This is a genomic window from uncultured Corynebacterium sp. (genome assembly GCF_902489365.1).
In the GTDB taxonomy this organism is placed as follows: domain Bacteria; phylum Actinomycetota; class Actinomycetes; order Mycobacteriales; family Mycobacteriaceae; genus Corynebacterium.
On the sequence record NZ_CABTZR010000017.1, the window covers coordinates 1 to 15,254 of the forward strand.

Sequence of the window (15,254 nt, forward strand, 5' to 3'; positions counted from 1 at the left end):
CTCTGCGTTGCTTCGTGCCCAGAGAGGTCTTTACACTCTCCTCAGCACCTGACGTGGCGTGCGAATGCACGCCAGCCGGCAACATCAAGGCCGGACTAACTTTGGATAACGATACGGTAACAGAGCGTAACGATCGAGACGTTCTCACACGCCGCCACCACTGGCAACACACTCGTCACACCAAACACGCGCGCCACCGTTGAGCAGCACCTTTGCTTTAAGTGAAGATCATCACACTCCGAAGACTTCGGCGAAGGTTTCGGCCACCTCTGCGGCCAAGTCCTCCACCTCTTGGCCGCGCGCCTGCGCCACGCAGCGGTATGTATAACCGATCAACGAAGATTGATTACGCGCACCGCGGAAGGGCTCCGGAGTCATGTACGGCGCGTCCGTTTCAATGAGCAGCTGCCCGGCTGGCGCGAGCGCTGCGGCTTGGCGCATCTCTTCGTTGCGCTTGAACGTCACGTTGCCGGCAAAGGACAAAACGTAGCCACGCTCCAGAGCCTCCTTGGCCACATCAAGTGGCGAGGAGAAACAGTGCAACATGACCTTCGGCACTTGAGCGCACTCTCCCAGCACGCGCATGAGCTCCTCATCTGCCTCGCGATTGTGGATCATGAGCGTCTTTCCTACCTTGGCCGCCAATTCCGCGTGCCAACGAAGAGCCTCTTCCTGCACCTCGAGGGGCGCGGTGGTTTCCGGCTCGTGGTGAATCCAATAGGTATCTAAGCCTGTCTCCCCGATGGCCACGCAACGCGGATCCGCAGCCATCTCGCTCAAGCGCGCGCGGGCAGCCCCATCAAGCTCATCCGCCTTAGTGGGGTGAATGGCGCACGCGGCATACACGTTGTCGAACTCGTGCGCTGCGGCCAGTGCCTTCTCCGCCTCAGCCAATCCATCACCCACGGTAACGATGCGCTCTATCCCGGCTGCGCGAGCACGCTCAACGAGCTCGGAATCATCGTCACGGCACGAGGCGAGGTGCGTGTGGGCGTCGATAAGCTGGCTCAACCCTTCTGCGGGCACGGGCGTGGGGCGTGGCTTCTTTTTAGACATGGCTGCGAGTGTAGTCTTGCGCGCATGATTATCCGTGAAGCGACGGACGCCGACGTCCCCGCAATGACCGCCACCTTAAACTGGGCCATCCGGGAGACCCACTTCATTTTTCGCAGCGAACCCGCCACAGTGGAAGAGCGCACCGAATATCTCCACCAGCTGCGCCGCGAAAACTGTCCTTGTTTCGTGGCTTTCGATGACAATGGCGCGTACTTAGGCTGGGCACTCTACCGCCCCTACCGCGATCCTAAGGTGTGGCGAGGATGCTACGAGACGACGATCTACGTTGATCCCACCGCCCACGGCCGTGGGATAGGTACGCGCTTGCTCGGTGCAGTCGTTCACCATGCCCGCGAGGCGGAGCAGGTCCATACGCTGCTGGCACTCATCGTTGCGGACAACGCCGCATCCATCAAGTTGCATGAGAAGTTCGGCTTTGCCACTGTAGGAACGTTAAAAGAAGTCAGCCGCAAAGCTGGGCGCTGGATAGACCTCACCCACTTGCAACTCATGGTTTAAGGAACATCATGCACGTCCGTCCCGCAGAGCTTGCCGACGCCCCCGCAATCGCCGCCATCTACAATGCCGCCTCCGCCGCGAAACCAGCTACCAACCTGGTGACATGGCAAGAATCCGTAGAAGACCGCGAAACGTGGCTGGCACAGATGGAAAAGGATAATTATCCGGTCTACGTCGCCGTGGACGACGACGAAATCGTCGGTTGGGCCGCCTACTTCCAGTTCGTCACCCCAGCCATCTACTACGGCACGGCAGAGGACTCCATTTACATCGCGGAATCGGCGCGCGGCAAAGGCGTGGGCAGCGAGCTCATGGACACGCTCATGGATCACGCGAAGGAAAATGACTACGTGGAGACGATGATCACCTACATCGTGGATACCAACGAGTCTTCCATTGCTCTGCACAAGAAGTTCGGCTTCGTGGAGACCGGTCGCATGCCCAATATCCACACCAAGGACGGCGTGCGCCTCGGCCTGGTGCACCTGCAGCGCGACTTCGACCGCTCCTAAAGCGGCTAGATTGCCGCCCCACCCCAGCGACGGCACTGTCTTACGCCCCGCCTCAGTGACGGCACTGCCATTGTTGCCAAAGAGCTGGCCAGATCTTGAGGCGAAGCGGGAAACTTTGGCAACAACGGCGACTTCGACTTAAGCAACTCATCCTGCGCTACGCGGTCACAGACGGCAAACGCGTTAAGCCGACGCTGCCTGAAGCGGCACAATATCGTCCAACTCAGCAAGAATTTTGTCTTCTGCGACATCCAAGTCGTAGTGAGTCTGCAGCCCGAGCCAAAACTGTGGGGACATTCCAAAATATTTGGCCAAACGAAGAGCCGTATCGGCGGTAATAGCCCGCTTTCCGTGGACGATTTCGTTAATACGTCGAGGCGGGACCCCTATCGAAACAGCGAGTTTGTGTTGGGTAATCCCCATGTCCTTGAGAAAATCCTCCATAAGGATTTCACCTGGGTGCACCGGGGGGAGCTTGTTAGTGGTAGTCAACGATCTCAACCTCCTCTGGCCCTAAAGCGGTCCACCGGAAGCAGATCCGCCATTGGTCATTGATACGAATACTATATTGACCCCGCCGATCGCCCTTCAAAGCTTCGAGCCTATTTCCTGGAGGAATCCGAAGCTCATCGAGCCTCTGAACGTAGCCCAATTGCCTCAGCTTGCGAAGAGCTACCGAGTGAATACGTGAATCAATCGAGAGCACCCTCTCTCGATTCCATAGACGCTCAGTGGCCCTATCCGCGAACGACTGAATCATAAACGCACCATACCCCCTTATAACGCAACACGTCAATAACGCGAGACGTTAAATCTATCTAACGTTGTAACACAAAAGCTACCCCAACTGTCGAGAACCGGCTAGGCGGCGAGCTCGTCGTCGATGTAGACACGCGTCGTTGCACGCAGGCCCGCGACCAGCATGCACAAGCTGAGCACCATGAGACCGATAAGCACAGCGGTCCAATCGCCGGTGGCCCCGCGCACCACTCCCACGGACAGCGGTACCAGGCCTGCCAGGATGTAGCCGCCCGGCTGAACGAAGCCGGACAACCGCGCGGTCGTCAACGCACTTCGCGTGCGTGCAGTGAGCAGAGCAAGCGCCAATGGGAAGCACATACCGCCGATCCCCATCAACGAGGCCCAGACCAAGGGGGCGGCGTCGGCAGCCACCAGCACTCCGCCCCACCCAGCACACGTACACAACGCCAGCACGAAGGGAACGGGCGCCAAGCGATCCAAGCGAGAAATGAGCCACGGCATAACCACGCCGCCGAGAATATTGAAGACTCCGATGACAGCCAGCGCCACGCTGGCGGTGTTCTCACTCACGCCTTTTTCCACCAGCATGCGCGGCAGCCAGCCCATCTGGACATAGGCCATGGTGGACTGCAATCCAAAGAAAAAGAGCATCGCCACCGCTGTGGGCGAGGTGAACATGGGGCGTTGCGCGCCCGTGCCATCAACCGTTCCGTGGGCGACGTCCCTTCCAGCTTGCGGAAGGACCACTATCCAAGCCACCAGCTGGGCAATGGCGGGAAGACACCAGATCCACAACGCACCTTGCCACGATTTTTGTGTCACCGCGGACAACGGGCCGAGGGCGCTGGAAACGCCCAACATCGTGGTGTAGGTGGTCATCAGCGCCACCAGCGTGCGGCCCGACCCATGCTGCTTGATCCATGCGGGAAGCAGCACATTTGCCAGCGCGATGCCGGCAACAACGCACAGGGTAAGCGCTACGAAAAGCGAAAAGCTACTTACCCATGGACGCAGGCCAAGCCCCACGACCAAGGCCACCGTGCCGCCGGCCAAGGTACGGCTGAGCCCCACGCGGCGCGCGAGGGGAACCGCTGCCAATCCCATGGCGGCAAAACACAGCCCCGGCAGCGCGGTCAACAAACCTGCCTGCCCAGAGCTGATTCCAAAGAAGTCTTGGATCTGTCCCAGCACCGTTGCTACCGAAGCAATACCGGAACGCAGGTTCAGCGCGGTCAGGCAAACAACTGTGAAGAGTAGGACGGGCGCAAGCGTGCGCCGAAACGCCAAGCCCACCCCTTCTACTTCTGAACCGGGGCCCACTCAGGGCCGGTCTCACCGAGCTCTGGGGCAAGCTTTGCCACCAGCGGCTTCGGCTTCTGCAGCGCGGTGCCCGGAGTTATATCGAAACGCTTCCACGCGGCCTGCTGCGCGGAATAGTCACCCGTGATGATCGGGTACGGGTGATTCTCCGGCGGAAGGTTTACGCCAACGAGCTCAACCGGCATGTCATCCGCTACTTCCTCGATGCGCGGCTGCGCAGCCCACACTCCCTCGCGGCCCAGGGTCTCGTGCACCTTTTGGGCGGTAAAGGGCAGGAACGGGGTCAGCATCACGTTGCAATCGGAGACTACCTGCAGCGCAGTCCACAGCACCGTGGCCAGGCGCTCACGTTGGGTCTCATCCTTGGCCAGCTTCCACGGCTCCATAGCAGCTATGTAGGCATTGGCCTCACCCACGACGTGCATGATGGCGGTCATGGCCTGCTTGAACTTGGACTGCTCGAGGAAGCCCGCGGCGGTGGCGAAGGTTTCCTCTGCCAGGGACAGGATGTCCTTATCCGCCTGCTCCAGCGCGGCCGGTGCCGGCACCTCACCGAAGTTCTTGTGGGCCATCGACACGGTGCGGTTAACCAAATTGCCCCAGCCGTTGGCTAGCTCGTTGTTAATGCGGCGCACGAACTCATCCCAGGTGAAGTCGGTGTCGTTGTTTTCCGGACCGGCAACGGCGATAAAGTAGCGCAGTGCATCCGGACCAAATTCCTCAAGGAAGTCCTTGACGTAGATAACGACGCCCTTGGAGGAGGAGAACTTAGACCCGGACATGGTCAGGTATTCCGAAGACACAATCTCCGTCGGCAGATTGAGCTCACCGTAGGTGTGCAGCTGACCGCCCTTAGAGCCCTTGCCGGCGTAACCCAAGAGCTCAGCCGGCCAGATCTGGGAGTGGAAGGTGATGTTGTCCTTGCCCTGGAAGTAGTAGTGGCGTGCCTGCGGGTTCTGCCAGTAGTCCTTCCACGCATCCGGGTTGCCGGTGCGGTGTGCCCACTCGATGGAAGAAGACAGGTAACCAATGACCGCGTCGAACCACACATAGAGCTTCTTCGCACCATTGTCCTCCCAGCCTTCAACCGGAATGGGAATGCCCCAGTCGATGTCTCGTGTCATGGTGCGCGGGCGCATGTCCTCCAGCAGGTTGAGGGAGAACTTGAGAACGTTGGGGCGCCAATCCTCACGAGTCTTCAGCCACTCTTCGAGGACCTCCTTGACCGCAGGCAGGTCCAGCAGGAAGTGCTCGGTATCGATGAACTCTGGTGTTTCACCGTTGATCTTGGATACTGGGTTAATAAGGTCCACCGGATCGAGCTGGTTGCCGCAGTTATCGCACTGGTCACCGCGCGCGCCATCGGCGCCACACAACGGGCAGGTGCCCTCAATGTAGCGGTCCGGCAAAGTGCGGCCAGTGGACGGCGAGATCGCGCCCTGGGTGGTCTCCTTAATCATGTAGCCGTTCTCGTACAGCCCCTTGAACAGCTCCTGCACCACCGCGTAATGGTTGCGCGTCGTGGTACGGGTAAAGAGGTCATAAGACAGGCCGAGCCCAGCCAGGTCGGTGACAATCTGGCGGTTGTAGCGATCCGCCAACTCACGCACCGTCACGCCTTCCTTGTCCGCCTGCACCAGCAGCGGGGTGCCGTGCTCGTCGGTACCGGAAACCATGAGGACGTCGTTGCCACGCATTCGCTGGAAACGGGCGAACACGTCGGACGGAACACCGAAGCCCGCCACGTGTCCGATGTGGCGGGGTCCGTTGGCATAGGGCCAAGCAACATTAACGACAACTGTCTCAGTCATGGCCCCTACTCTATCGAACACCCCCTCACCGGCAATGCAGTGAGGGGGTGTAGGAATGTTGCTCGAGCCAGAACTAGTCCTTGTGGCTGTGCTGGCGACGGCGGGCCTTGAAGGCTTGCTCGCGCTGGAACTCACGGTGCAAGCGACGTTCACGCGCCAGCTTACGCTGGAAGGCCTGGGACTCGCGGTACTCGCGGTAAATCACGTCATTGCTCAAGTCCTTGAAAATAGCGAACATGAGCCCGATGAGGATGAAGAGGAATGGCAGCGCCGCCACGATGGTGACGTTCTGCAGGTTCGACAGGGAATCCTCACTCGACAGAAGCAGGGTCAGGCCGACAGCTGCGGTGAGCACACCCCACGCCGCGGACAGCCACGGCTTGGCGGTGGTGGCACCGGACTGGGACATCGAGCCCATGACTGTCGACGCCGAGTCGGCCGACGTAATGAAGAACGTAGCAAGCAGCAGGGCTGCAACGATACCCGCAACGAAACCACCAGGCAGGCTCTGCAGAAGGTTAAACAGCTCCTGCTCTGCGGACTCACCGGAGATGGAGTTGCCGTTCTGCTCCATGTGGATAGCGGTGCCACCGAAGATGGCGAACCACACGGTGGAGACACCCGCCGGAACCAAGAGCACGCCAACGCAAAACTCACGGACCGAGCGGCCACGCGAAATACGGGCGAGGAACATGCCTACGAACGGCGACCAGGAAACCCACCAAGCCCAGTAGAAAATGGTCCACGTCGACAGCCACTCGCCGGCAGTTCCGTTATCAGACTCCGCAGTACGAGCAATCATCTCGGTGAAGTTCGCCAGGTAGTTACCAATCGAACCCGGAATCTGATTCAGGATAGAGACTGTAGGACCAAAGATGAACACGAAAATAGCCAGCAGAGCGGCCAGAACCATGTTGGTGTTGGACAGGTACTGAATACCCTTGCCCACACCGGACATGGCCGACAGGATAAAGGCTAGGGTCAGCACAAGAACGATACCAACGACGACTTTTTGCGTTGGGTTCTCAATAATTCCGGAGGCCTGCAAGCCTGCCTGAATCTGCATGGCACCCAGGCCCAGCGAGCAGGCAGTGCCGAAGACCGTGGCGAAAATAGCCAAAATATCAATAACCTTGCCCACGGCGCCGTCGGCGGCGCGCTGTCCGATGAGCGGCACGAAGGTCTGGCTCAACAGCTGCTTACGGCCGATACGGAAGGTGGAATAAGCGATGGCAAGGCCCACGATGGCATATACCGCCCACGGGTGGAGAGTCCAGTGGAACATGGCCGTGGCCATTGATGTTCCTACCTCATGCTCACCATGGCCCGGTACACCGTTCTTAAAGTAATTAAGCGGCTCGGAAGCGCCGTAGAACATTAAGCCAATGCCCATGCCGGCCGCAAACATCATCGCAATCCAAGAGACCGTGGAAAATTCCGGCTCCTCGTTGATCTTGCCCAAGCGAATGGTGCCGAACTTAGAGGCAGCAATGCAGATGACAAAAACAACGAAGATGGTCCCGAAGAGCACATAAGCCCAACCGAAGTTATTCACCACGAAGCTCAGGGCATCGCTCGAGAAGGAGGCAAAACTCTCAGGCGCAGCCAGGCCCCATGCTACGAAGGCTGCTACGAGTAGGCCGGCGATGCCCACGATGCTCCAGTCAATCGGCGAATCGATGCCACCGGGCCCGTACTCGTCCTCTTCGGCTTCTACTGGCACAGGCGCAGCCGTAGGATCAAACTCCTTATTGGTGAGCATGTCCTGGAGCTGGCTCGTGGCTGAGGATGCCTCGAGGCGCTCGTCGACAGTTCGGTATTCCTCCACCGCAGCCGGCGAGCTCTGTCCTTGGGAGGCAGCCGAAGACACCCCCGTGTCCTTTAGATTGTCTGCATTCGTCGAGTCTGTCATACCTTCCGACCTTGGTGCTGTCCCATCAACTAGTCAAACTAAAACGGAAACAAAAAGACTATTCTCCACATGTATTGCGGCCATATAGTGCCCTTATAGCATCTGTCGTGAGCTTCTTTACGCGACCGTTCTCCCACTACAGCCCTCGATTCTGTACGGCAACTGTGCAGCGTGCCAGCATGTTCTAAAGTATGACGCACCTACCGCGCATGCCGCAGCCACGCGGGGAGACATAACGATGCCATAACGATTGACCCAAAAGAGACGGGCATCACCAGAATTTACTGTTAAAGCTCAGCCGCGCGCGGCGAGGTAAGCGTCATAGAGTTCGCGGTTGGACCACTCAGTTCCCGCTGCCGCCTGCTTGCAAGCATCCTTGGCCCGCACGCCCCGCTCAACCTCTGCGCGGACCTGCTCCACGAGGGTCTCCAACGATACGGGTGCGGCATCACCGCCCTCGATAACTACGGTGATTTCACCCCGCGCATTCTCCTGCGCCCACTCAGCAAGCTCGCCCAAGGTGCCACGCTTAATTTCCTCGTAGGTCTTCGTCAGCTCGCGGCAGACCGCAGCGCGGCGCTCCGCGCCGAGGATTGCTGAGGCGTCGCCAAGCGTCTGCGCTAGGCGGTGCGGGGACTCGAAGAAAGCAATGGCGCGGCGCTCCCCCACGAGGGACTCCAGCCAGGCTTTACGCGGTCCAGGTTTGCGCGGCGGAAAAGCATCGAAGAGGAAGTGCCCCACCCCCAATCCGGAAAGTGCAAGCGCAGTAGGCACCGCCGAGGGCCCCGGGAAGCAGGTCACGGGTACATCCGCTTCCACCGCAGCGGTGACAATGGAGTGCCCAGGATCGGAGACAAGCGGCATGCCGGCATCCGACACCACGAGAACCGTGCCTGTCCGGGCAGCGTTGACGAGCGCGCGCGAGCGTTCCTCTTCGTTGTGGTCGAAATTGGAGACCACCTTGCCACGGATCTCTACCCCCAGCGCCTGGGCCAGGTTACGAACGCGGCGGGTATCTTCCGCGGCGATCACATCCGCGTGGCCCAACGCCTGCATCAATCGGGCAGAAGCATCACCGGGATTTCCCAGCGGCGTGGCGGCCAGGATGACTCCACGCGGCAGGGGTTCAAGCTGAAGACTCATACCCCCAGCATGGCACACACACGCTAGACTCTTCCGCGTGAGTATCGCAATCCCTACTGATCGATCTGGCCGCACCAGCCGCGCACGCATTCCCGACGCACGCGGCATCCATACCCGGCCAGCTCCCCCTGCTCCCCGGCACTACACCTGGACCAAGGCCGACACGATCAGCACCGCCATCATCGCGGTACTGGCTTTCATCACGCGTTTCGCAGGTCTCACCGCACCGGTCTCCGAGGGAACTCCCGTCTTCGATGAGAAGCATTACGTGCCGCAGGCATGGGACATGGTCACCAGCTGGCACAACCTCTTCCTCGGCGGCATCGAGTCCAACCCGGGCTACGGCCTAGTTGTACACCCACCGCTGGCCAAGCAGATTGTCGCGATATCGGAGGCCATCTTCGGCTACACTCCACTGGGTTGGCGGGCCATGGCCGCGCTCTTTGGCGTGGGCACCGTGCTACTCACCATGGCGCTGGCACGCCGCTTGTCCGGTTCCTGGCAAGTGGGCTTCCTCGCCGGCCTGCTCGCCGTGTGCGACGGCGTCCTGCTCGTGGCCTCCAAGTTCGGAATGCTTGACATCTTTCAAGTCTTCTTCATTGTCGCCGCTGCTTGGGCTCTAGCGCGGGATCACCAGCAGATGCGTGAGCGCCTCCACGCCGCCTTCCTGTCAGGCACGATGGGGGACTCCGACTTCGGCCCCCGATTTGGTTTCCGGTGGTGGCGTTTTACCGCCGGCGTTCTCCTGGGGCTGACGCTGGCCGTGAAGTGGTCAGGTCTGTACTACATCATGTTCTTCGGCCTCATGAGCGTTTTCTCTGATCTCGCTCTGCGCCGCCTGTATGGCGTACGCCGCTACATCGTGGGCACGCTGGTACGCGATACCCCAGCAGCCCTGGCCTCACTCGTTGCGGTCCCCGTAGCTCTGTATGCGTGGTCCTGGCGCGCTTGGTTCGCCGATGAGACCGCCGTCTACCGCCACGCCAAGGTTGACGGCTCGATCGAGGATGGCTCTTGGCTGCTCCACCTCCCCGAGCCTCTTGCCGGTTGGTTCTACTACCACTCCTCTGTGCTGGAGTTCCACGCCTCCTTGACCTCCTCGGGTGGCCACAGCCACCCCTGGGACTCCAAGCCGTGGGCTTGGCTGGTGGCCGCACGCCCCATCCTCTACTACTCCTCCACGGACATCTCTTGCGGGGACGGCGGATCCTGCCGCAGGATGCTGTACCTCTTTGGTACCCCGGTCATTTGGTGGCTGGTTATCCCAGCGGTGCTGTGGGGATTGTGGTCCTTGCTCGTGCGGCGCAACCGCGCCTTCCTCATCCCGCTTGTGGGTACCGCGGCGGGTTTCCTGCCCTGGCTCATGGTCTTCGACCGACAGATGTACTTCTTCTACGCCACGGCGTTCATCCCGTTCGTCATCGTTCTGATATCTCTGGCCTTGGGGCAAATGATTGGACGTGGACGCGTTCTGCAGTGGCGCTGGCTCGCGGAGCTTTTTGGGGCCGCGATGCCGCTGGGCACCCTCCTTACCGTGTGCTACGCCGCGCTCGTCGTGGCAATGTTTGCCTACTTCTCCCCGATTCTCTACGGCTACCTCATCCCGGATTCTTGGTATCACTCCATGATGTGGCTACCGTCCTGGACCTAAACCCCTGGGGCTCTTAGGCTCAGTCTCTTAGACGTGGCTTTCGAGGCTTAGCGCGGGTTAGCGGACAACGTCCTGTACACGTCCCGTAGCAAGAAGCCCCGGTCGGCCGCCCACGCCCACCCCAGGCTGGCCGTTGCGAGACCGGTGCCGATGAGGATATAAACCTGCTCCGCGACAACGCTGCCCAAGGCAAAGTCGCGCATGGTAAAGCCGCACAAGAACGCGAATATAGTGCAGACCACCGGCAGCAATCCAGGAGCTGAGGCTGGGCGCCAGGCGGCAAAGGCTAAACCGCTCGCCAAGCCGAAGCGCAGCGCCGCAGCCTCCATCAAAAGGTGTGCGCGCTCCGGGTCGGCCCCTTCCGCGAGGGTTCCTTCACTGCCCAGGGTGGTCAAGCCGGACGCACTGACGACGACCACGATCGCCCAGATCAGAAACGCCACGGCCAACAATCCGAGAGCTACCCGTGCCAACGTGAGCGATGCCTGCCGTGCGCTGGAGGCCCGCTGCCACTCCGGCTCCACGCCAGCTAGGATGACCTCCGACAAGTCCTGCGGCGGCAGGCCCTCAGGTTCCACGAGGCTCAGTGAGCGAGACAAGGCCGCCGCCTTCTCCCGGAAGGCGGCGCACTCCGGGCAGCCGGAGACATGCGCATCAATGACATCGGGCGCCAGCTGCGGGGCTTCCCCATCGAGCTGCGCGGAGATCGCCGCTTGCACCTGCTCATGCGTCAGCACGGCTCAACACCCCATCCACACTCGCCCGGCCGGAGCCGAAGACAACGATCATGAGCAGCGACACGATGAGAACCAGCGGATACTCGATGCCACCATCGGTAGTGAAGAGGCCATTGCCCATATGCACGAAGTACAATGCGCAGGCCATAAGCAGCGCCAATGCCCCTGCCACAAAGGTGGTGAGCAGGCCGACCACGAGGGCCGCCCCGCCCAGCATTTCTGCGAAGGCAGCCAAGTACGCCGAGGTTTGCGGCTGCGGGACACCCCATGCGGAGAATTGACCGGTTACCTCGTCCATACCGCTAAAAAACATCTTGTCCACACCGTGCGCGACGAAGATAACTCCCAGCACCGCGCGGAAGATGAGCAGCGCGGCATCGCGTACGGCGGGTCTATTCATGGTTCATAGACTACCCTGGATGGCCACCTCCCTCCGAAAGGACTCCCCTCTACCATGCACACGTGGACCTCGCTGGACACTCCGCTCGGCCGTCTTCTCCTTGTCGCCTCTAAGCGGGGTTTGTCACGGGTGTATTTCCCCGGTGAGTCCACGGATCTCAACGGTCTGCAGCGCCTCCCCGATGGCCCTACCAGCGCCCGACATCACAGTGTTGCGGGTGCTGGTGTTGCGGGGGCCGATGTCCTCGTCGCCGCTGCCCAGCAGATCACCGAATACTTTGCGGGCACGCGCAGAGACTTTGAGCTGCTTCTCGACGTCCCCGCGTCCCCGCACACTTTCCGCGAGCGCGCGCAACGTGCGCTGCGTGATATCCCGTTCGGCGAGCACTGGACCTATTCGCGCCTCGCTGCCGCCGCCGGTAGTGCGCAGGCCGCCCGCGCTGCTGGAAGCGCCTGTGCAACGAACCCGCTTCCCATCGTGGTGCCGTGCCACCGCGTCGTTCCGGCAAGCGGCGGCTTCGGCTCCTATCGTGGGGGCACGGCCGCGAAGCAGATGCTGTTGGAGCACGAGGCCACACTCTGCGGCACGAGGCCGTGAGAGCCGTGGGGAACCGATGAGCGGATTCTGCAGTCTAAAAAGGTATGACTAGTACACAGATGGCAAACGATACGAGACTTGTTTATGACTCCGCGGGGCTTGGCCGCCCCGCCTGGGCAATGACCTCCCCGCTTCTCCTGGAGTATTACGACACCGAATGGGGCATGCCCGTCCATGAGGAATCCGCCCTGCTGGAACGCCTCTGCCTGGAAGGTTTCCAGGCCGGGTTGAGCTGGGAACTAGTGCTGCGCAAGCGCGAAGCCTTCCGCGCTGCCTTTGTGGGTTTTGATGCAGACCTTCTGGCCAGCTTCGGGGAGGAGGAAGTCGAGCGCCTCATGAACAATGCGGGGATCATCCGCAACCGTCTGAAAATCAACGCGGTGCTTAACAACGCGAAGGCCACGGTAGCCTTGCGGGACACAGGCGGGCTCGATGAATTCATCTGGAGCTTCCTGCCCGCTGACACGATTGCGCCGGAAAGCGAAGAGGATATTCCAAAATACACGCAAGAAGCCTTGGACATGTCCAAGGCTTTGAAGAAGGCCGGCTTCAAGTTCGTCGGCCCGGTGACGTGTTTCTCCCTGATGACGGCCATCGGTATGGTTGATGCCCACCTAGTAGGCTCCCATCGCCGCGGCACGTCCGGCATCTGGCCGGCCTAGGGGCCGGGTGAATTAACCAACTCGGCGAGCCGCTAGGTCATCGCGGCGCTGGCGTGGAGAAGGATGGGGACCGTCGAAGCCACCGTCGCTATCGCCCTCCGAGTAGACGGGCAGGTAGTCAAAGTCCGGGCTTTCATCATCGATTTCCAGGATGAGCGCGCCCGGGCGGCGCAGGTTGGGTGGCAGCGACTCGGCGGGGTTCTCCGCATTACGCACACCCAAACGGGCGCGGCGCAGGTGGTAGACGCGGCGGCGCAGCAGCTCCCGCTCGCGGCGCACCTGGGCGCGCAGGGCCACCAGGTAAACCATGGTCATAACGCCGGCAATACCCGCCAGCCACCACGTCCAGCTCCCCACAACAATACCGAGGCAAACCGTAGCTACCACCGCTACCGCCAAGCCGATGAGCGTGCGCTGGCGGCGCTGATAACGCGTGGCGGAGGCTTCCTTTTCCTTCACCGGATCCCAACCGCCGCGGCCTAGGCGGCGCTGGGCGAAGGCCAGTTCCTCGGCGGACAACTCGGTATCGCTTCCGCCCATTTCCTCGTCCTCAGTCTCAGCAGCAACCAGGTCCCCGCCCTGCGGGACGGCGTCCGAGCCTTCCTCTGCGCCTTCGACATCAGTGCTCTTCGCTTCAACCGCGGCTTCGTCGGCGCTGTTCACATCCGCCGCTGCCGGTGCTTCCTTCACCGCGTCGATGGCACCCGGATACATCAGATCAACCGGTGAGGTGTAAGTCTCGTCGAAGTCATAGGCATCCTCGGCCACGCCGGCGTTGGCAGGAGCCGTGAATACCTCCGCGGCATCCGCCTCAACGTTCTCAGCCTCCTGCTCCGCCCCGTGATCATCCTCGGCAGCGTCGTCGGAATCGTCCTCGAGCTCAAAGTCCGCCTCGGCGTCCTCAGCTTCTACGACTTCGCCATCAATCGTGTCCGCCACTACGGACTCAGCAGCGCTCTTTCCTTCGGCATCGCCCTGGAGCGACTCCGCGGTATCAGCAACCCCCTCGGCCTCAACCAGCTCATACTCGGCTTCCTCATCGCTGGCCTCCGCTGCTGCCGGGGCGTGCGGGCGGATATCATCCTTGCCCAGGCGCGGTTTACGGCGGCCCGGCACGGAGCCGGAATCTCCTTCGAAGAGCACGCGGGTCTCTTCAAAGGCCTCACCTGTGTGGCTCATCGGACGCTGCGAGCGCAAAAGCAACGGAGCAAGGATGAAGAGCCACAGCACGATTACGAGAATGATCGGCACGGCAGTCATCATGTGGCTGAGTCCCACTTTCAGGGGTCGACGAAAAAGGGAATATAACTAGGCCCCCACTCTAGCTGCCCAACCCCGCCCCGTGGGCACCAACGAACCCATAAATTACAAGGTTGTTACTCAAGTGAAAGCAGAGGTCGTTGACCTAAACAATCTCCGGTTTAACACTGGCTTAGCACTTGCTAAGCCCCCGCGATTCGTCCCGCCGCACGGAGGCGCTCCACCGCCCCAGAGGCAAAATCCTCGCGATTAAGAGCCAAGAAGTGATGGTCCCGCCACGCGCCGTCGATATGCAGGTTGCGGCGCAGGAAGCCTTCATCCCGAAACCCGTTGCTGTGTAGCACCTTGCCTGAAGCAGGGTTCTCTGGCAGATAGGTGGCCGTCACGCGATGCAGCCCCACACGATAAAAGGCATGGTCTACGCCGAGAGCACAGGCAGCAGTAGCCACGCCCGCGCCGTGCACCGCGGAATGCACCCAATAGCCAATCCAGCATTCACTGACCCCTCCGTGCTGGATATTGCCTAAGGTCAATTGCCCACGGAATTGGCCATCAACGTCAATGACCAGCGGCACCACCGTCCCAGCTCGGGCCGAGTCACGCAGAAACATCAGGTGATTCCACCAAGCCGACTGCGAGTGCGCCGCATCCCACGCCGTCGGCAGCGTCGGCTCCACCGGTTTGAGGAAATCCCTATCCTCGACGCGCTGCCGTCGCCACGCCGCACCGTCCCTCCGCAACAGCGGGCGCAAACGTAGCGTCGCCCCGCGCGGGAAAACACGAGACTCCCGCAGCCGTACCGCGGGTGTAGCTTCTGGCCAGCCCGGATGATCAGGGTTGACCCCACCGGTAGCGGGGTTGGAAAAGCGCCCCGCGGCGGTACCAAAAGGATCAAGCATGACGTGTGCGTGC

The 15,254-nt window shown here is 61.0% G+C and carries 16 protein-coding genes; 5 read left to right on the top strand and 11 right to left on the bottom strand.

Annotated elements, in window-relative coordinates; genetic code table 11:
* Positions 1-231: 231 nt before the first annotated feature.
* The gene (locus tag RDN59_RS04135; RefSeq protein WP_308606742.1) at positions 232-1,056 is read right to left on the bottom strand and encodes a TatD family hydrolase; all 825 of its coding nucleotides are present in this window, start codon (positions 1,054-1,056) and stop codon (positions 232-234) included.
* A gap of 24 nt (positions 1,057-1,080) precedes the next feature.
* Here RDN59_RS04135 and RDN59_RS04140 point away from each other — a divergent pair, with 24 nt between their 5' ends.
* Both RDN59_RS04140 and RDN59_RS04145 read left to right on the top strand, forming a co-directional pair.
* On the top strand, positions 1,081-1,575 hold the full coding sequence (locus RDN59_RS04140; RefSeq protein WP_308606744.1) for an N-acetyltransferase family protein: 495 nt from the start codon (positions 1,081-1,083) through the stop codon (positions 1,573-1,575).
* 8 nt (positions 1,576-1,583) lie between these two features.
* The gene (locus RDN59_RS04145; protein WP_308606745.1) at positions 1,584-2,087 is read left to right on the top strand and encodes an N-acetyltransferase family protein; all 504 of its coding nucleotides are present in this window, start codon (positions 1,584-1,586) and stop codon (positions 2,085-2,087) included.
* Between the two features lie 183 nt (positions 2,088-2,270).
* Here the strand turns inward: RDN59_RS04145 and RDN59_RS04150 are convergent, their stop codons facing one another.
* The 6 genes from RDN59_RS04150 to rsmI all read right to left on the bottom strand — a co-directional run bounded on the left by RDN59_RS04150 (position 2,271) and on the right by rsmI (position 9,035).
* Positions 2,271-2,531: a HigA family addiction module antitoxin gene (locus RDN59_RS04150; protein ID WP_070520778.1), complete on the bottom strand. Its 261-nt coding sequence runs from the start codon at positions 2,529-2,531 to the stop codon at positions 2,271-2,273.
* Positions 2,532-2,565: 34 nt separating this feature from the next.
* Positions 2,566-2,847 (bottom strand): type II toxin-antitoxin system RelE/ParE family toxin, encoded by a 282-nt coding sequence (locus tag RDN59_RS04155; protein ID WP_070565735.1) that lies wholly within the window; start codon positions 2,845-2,847, stop codon positions 2,566-2,568.
* Between the two features lie 101 nt (positions 2,848-2,948).
* Positions 2,949-4,142 (bottom strand): MFS transporter, encoded by a 1,194-nt coding sequence (locus tag RDN59_RS04160; RefSeq protein ID WP_308606747.1) that lies wholly within the window; start codon positions 4,140-4,142, stop codon positions 2,949-2,951.
* A 5-nt stretch (positions 4,143-4,147) separates the two neighbouring features.
* Positions 4,148-5,980, bottom strand: a complete 1,833-nt coding sequence (gene metG / locus RDN59_RS04165; RefSeq protein ID WP_308606749.1) for a methionine--tRNA ligase — start codon at positions 5,978-5,980, stop codon at positions 4,148-4,150.
* A gap of 73 nt (positions 5,981-6,053) precedes the next feature.
* A complete protein-coding gene (locus tag RDN59_RS04170) occupies positions 6,054-7,892 on the bottom strand; it encodes a BCCT family transporter (protein WP_308606750.1) in 1,839 nt (612 codons plus the stop codon).
* Between the two features lie 294 nt (positions 7,893-8,186).
* On the bottom strand, positions 8,187-9,035 hold the full coding sequence (rsmI, locus tag RDN59_RS04175; RefSeq protein WP_158396386.1) for a 16S rRNA (cytidine(1402)-2'-O)-methyltransferase: 849 nt from the start codon (positions 9,033-9,035) through the stop codon (positions 8,187-8,189).
* 37 nt (positions 9,036-9,072) lie between these two features.
* Between rsmI and RDN59_RS04180 the strand changes: the two genes are divergently transcribed.
* Positions 9,073-10,686: a dolichyl-phosphate-mannose--protein mannosyltransferase gene (locus RDN59_RS04180; protein ID WP_374044585.1), complete on the top strand. Its 1,614-nt coding sequence runs from the start codon at positions 9,073-9,075 to the stop codon at positions 10,684-10,686.
* Between the two features lie 47 nt (positions 10,687-10,733).
* Here the strand turns inward: RDN59_RS04180 and RDN59_RS04185 are convergent, their stop codons facing one another.
* Positions 10,734-11,423: a zf-HC2 domain-containing protein gene (locus RDN59_RS04185; RefSeq protein ID WP_308606751.1), complete on the bottom strand. Its 690-nt coding sequence runs from the start codon at positions 11,421-11,423 to the stop codon at positions 10,734-10,736.
* Positions 11,410-11,823 (bottom strand): DoxX family protein, encoded by a 414-nt coding sequence (locus RDN59_RS04190; RefSeq protein ID WP_308606753.1) that lies wholly within the window; start codon positions 11,821-11,823, stop codon positions 11,410-11,412. Before RDN59_RS04190 ends, RDN59_RS04185 begins: the two co-directional genes overlap by 14 nt.
* Before the next feature lie 54 nt (positions 11,824-11,877).
* Here RDN59_RS04190 and RDN59_RS04195 point away from each other — a divergent pair, with 54 nt between their 5' ends.
* Both RDN59_RS04195 and RDN59_RS04200 read left to right on the top strand, forming a co-directional pair.
* Positions 11,878-12,420: a methylated-DNA--[protein]-cysteine S-methyltransferase gene (locus RDN59_RS04195; RefSeq protein WP_308606754.1), complete on the top strand. Its 543-nt coding sequence runs from the start codon at positions 11,878-11,880 to the stop codon at positions 12,418-12,420.
* 44 nt (positions 12,421-12,464) lie between these two features.
* Complete coding sequence (locus RDN59_RS04200; protein ID WP_308606755.1) at positions 12,465-13,082, top strand: DNA-3-methyladenine glycosylase I; 618 nt, start codon at positions 12,465-12,467, stop codon at positions 13,080-13,082.
* A gap of 12 nt (positions 13,083-13,094) precedes the next feature.
* Here the strand turns inward: RDN59_RS04200 and glpR are convergent, their stop codons facing one another.
* Positions 13,095-14,345, bottom strand: coding sequence for a gephyrin-like molybdotransferase receptor GlpR (gene glpR, locus RDN59_RS04205; protein ID WP_374044586.1), 1,251 nt, complete (start codon positions 14,343-14,345; stop codon positions 13,095-13,097).
* Positions 14,346-14,524: 179 nt separating this feature from the next.
* Positions 14,525-15,241, bottom strand: coding sequence for a GNAT family protein (locus RDN59_RS04210; protein ID WP_308606756.1), 717 nt, complete (start codon positions 15,239-15,241; stop codon positions 14,525-14,527).
* Between the last annotated feature and the right edge of the window lie 13 nt (positions 15,242-15,254).

Coding starts and splice junctions, on each gene's coding strand:
- RDN59_RS04140 (WP_308606744.1), top strand. CDS start 1,081: ATGATTATCCGTGAAGCGACGGACGCCGACGTCCCCGCAATGACCGCC.
- glpR (WP_374044586.1), bottom strand. CDS start 14,345: ATGATGACTGCCGTGCCGATCATTCTCGTAATCGTGCTGTGGCTCTTC.
- RDN59_RS04170 (WP_308606750.1), bottom strand. CDS start 7,892: ATGACAGACTCGACGAATGCAGACAATCTAAAGGACACGGGGGTGTCT.
- RDN59_RS04210 (WP_308606756.1), bottom strand. CDS start 15,241: ATGCTTGATCCTTTTGGTACCGCCGCGGGGCGCTTTTCCAACCCCGCT.
- RDN59_RS04190 (WP_308606753.1), bottom strand. CDS start 11,823: ATGAATAGACCCGCCGTACGCGATGCCGCGCTGCTCATCTTCCGCGCG.
- RDN59_RS04155 (WP_070565735.1), bottom strand. CDS start 2,847: ATGATTCAGTCGTTCGCGGATAGGGCCACTGAGCGTCTATGGAATCGA.
- rsmI (WP_158396386.1), bottom strand. CDS start 9,035: ATGAGTCTTCAGCTTGAACCCCTGCCGCGTGGAGTCATCCTGGCCGCC.
- RDN59_RS04195 (WP_308606754.1), top strand. CDS start 11,878: ATGCACACGTGGACCTCGCTGGACACTCCGCTCGGCCGTCTTCTCCTT.
- RDN59_RS04135 (WP_308606742.1), bottom strand. CDS start 1,056: ATGTCTAAAAAGAAGCCACGCCCCACGCCCGTGCCCGCAGAAGGGTTG.
- RDN59_RS04200 (WP_308606755.1), top strand. CDS start 12,465: ATGACTAGTACACAGATGGCAAACGATACGAGACTTGTTTATGACTCC.
- RDN59_RS04150 (WP_070520778.1), bottom strand. CDS start 2,531: ATGGAGGATTTTCTCAAGGACATGGGGATTACCCAACACAAACTCGCT.
- RDN59_RS04145 (WP_308606745.1), top strand. CDS start 1,584: ATGCACGTCCGTCCCGCAGAGCTTGCCGACGCCCCCGCAATCGCCGCC.
- metG (WP_308606749.1), bottom strand. CDS start 5,980: ATGACTGAGACAGTTGTCGTTAATGTTGCTTGGCCCTATGCCAACGGA.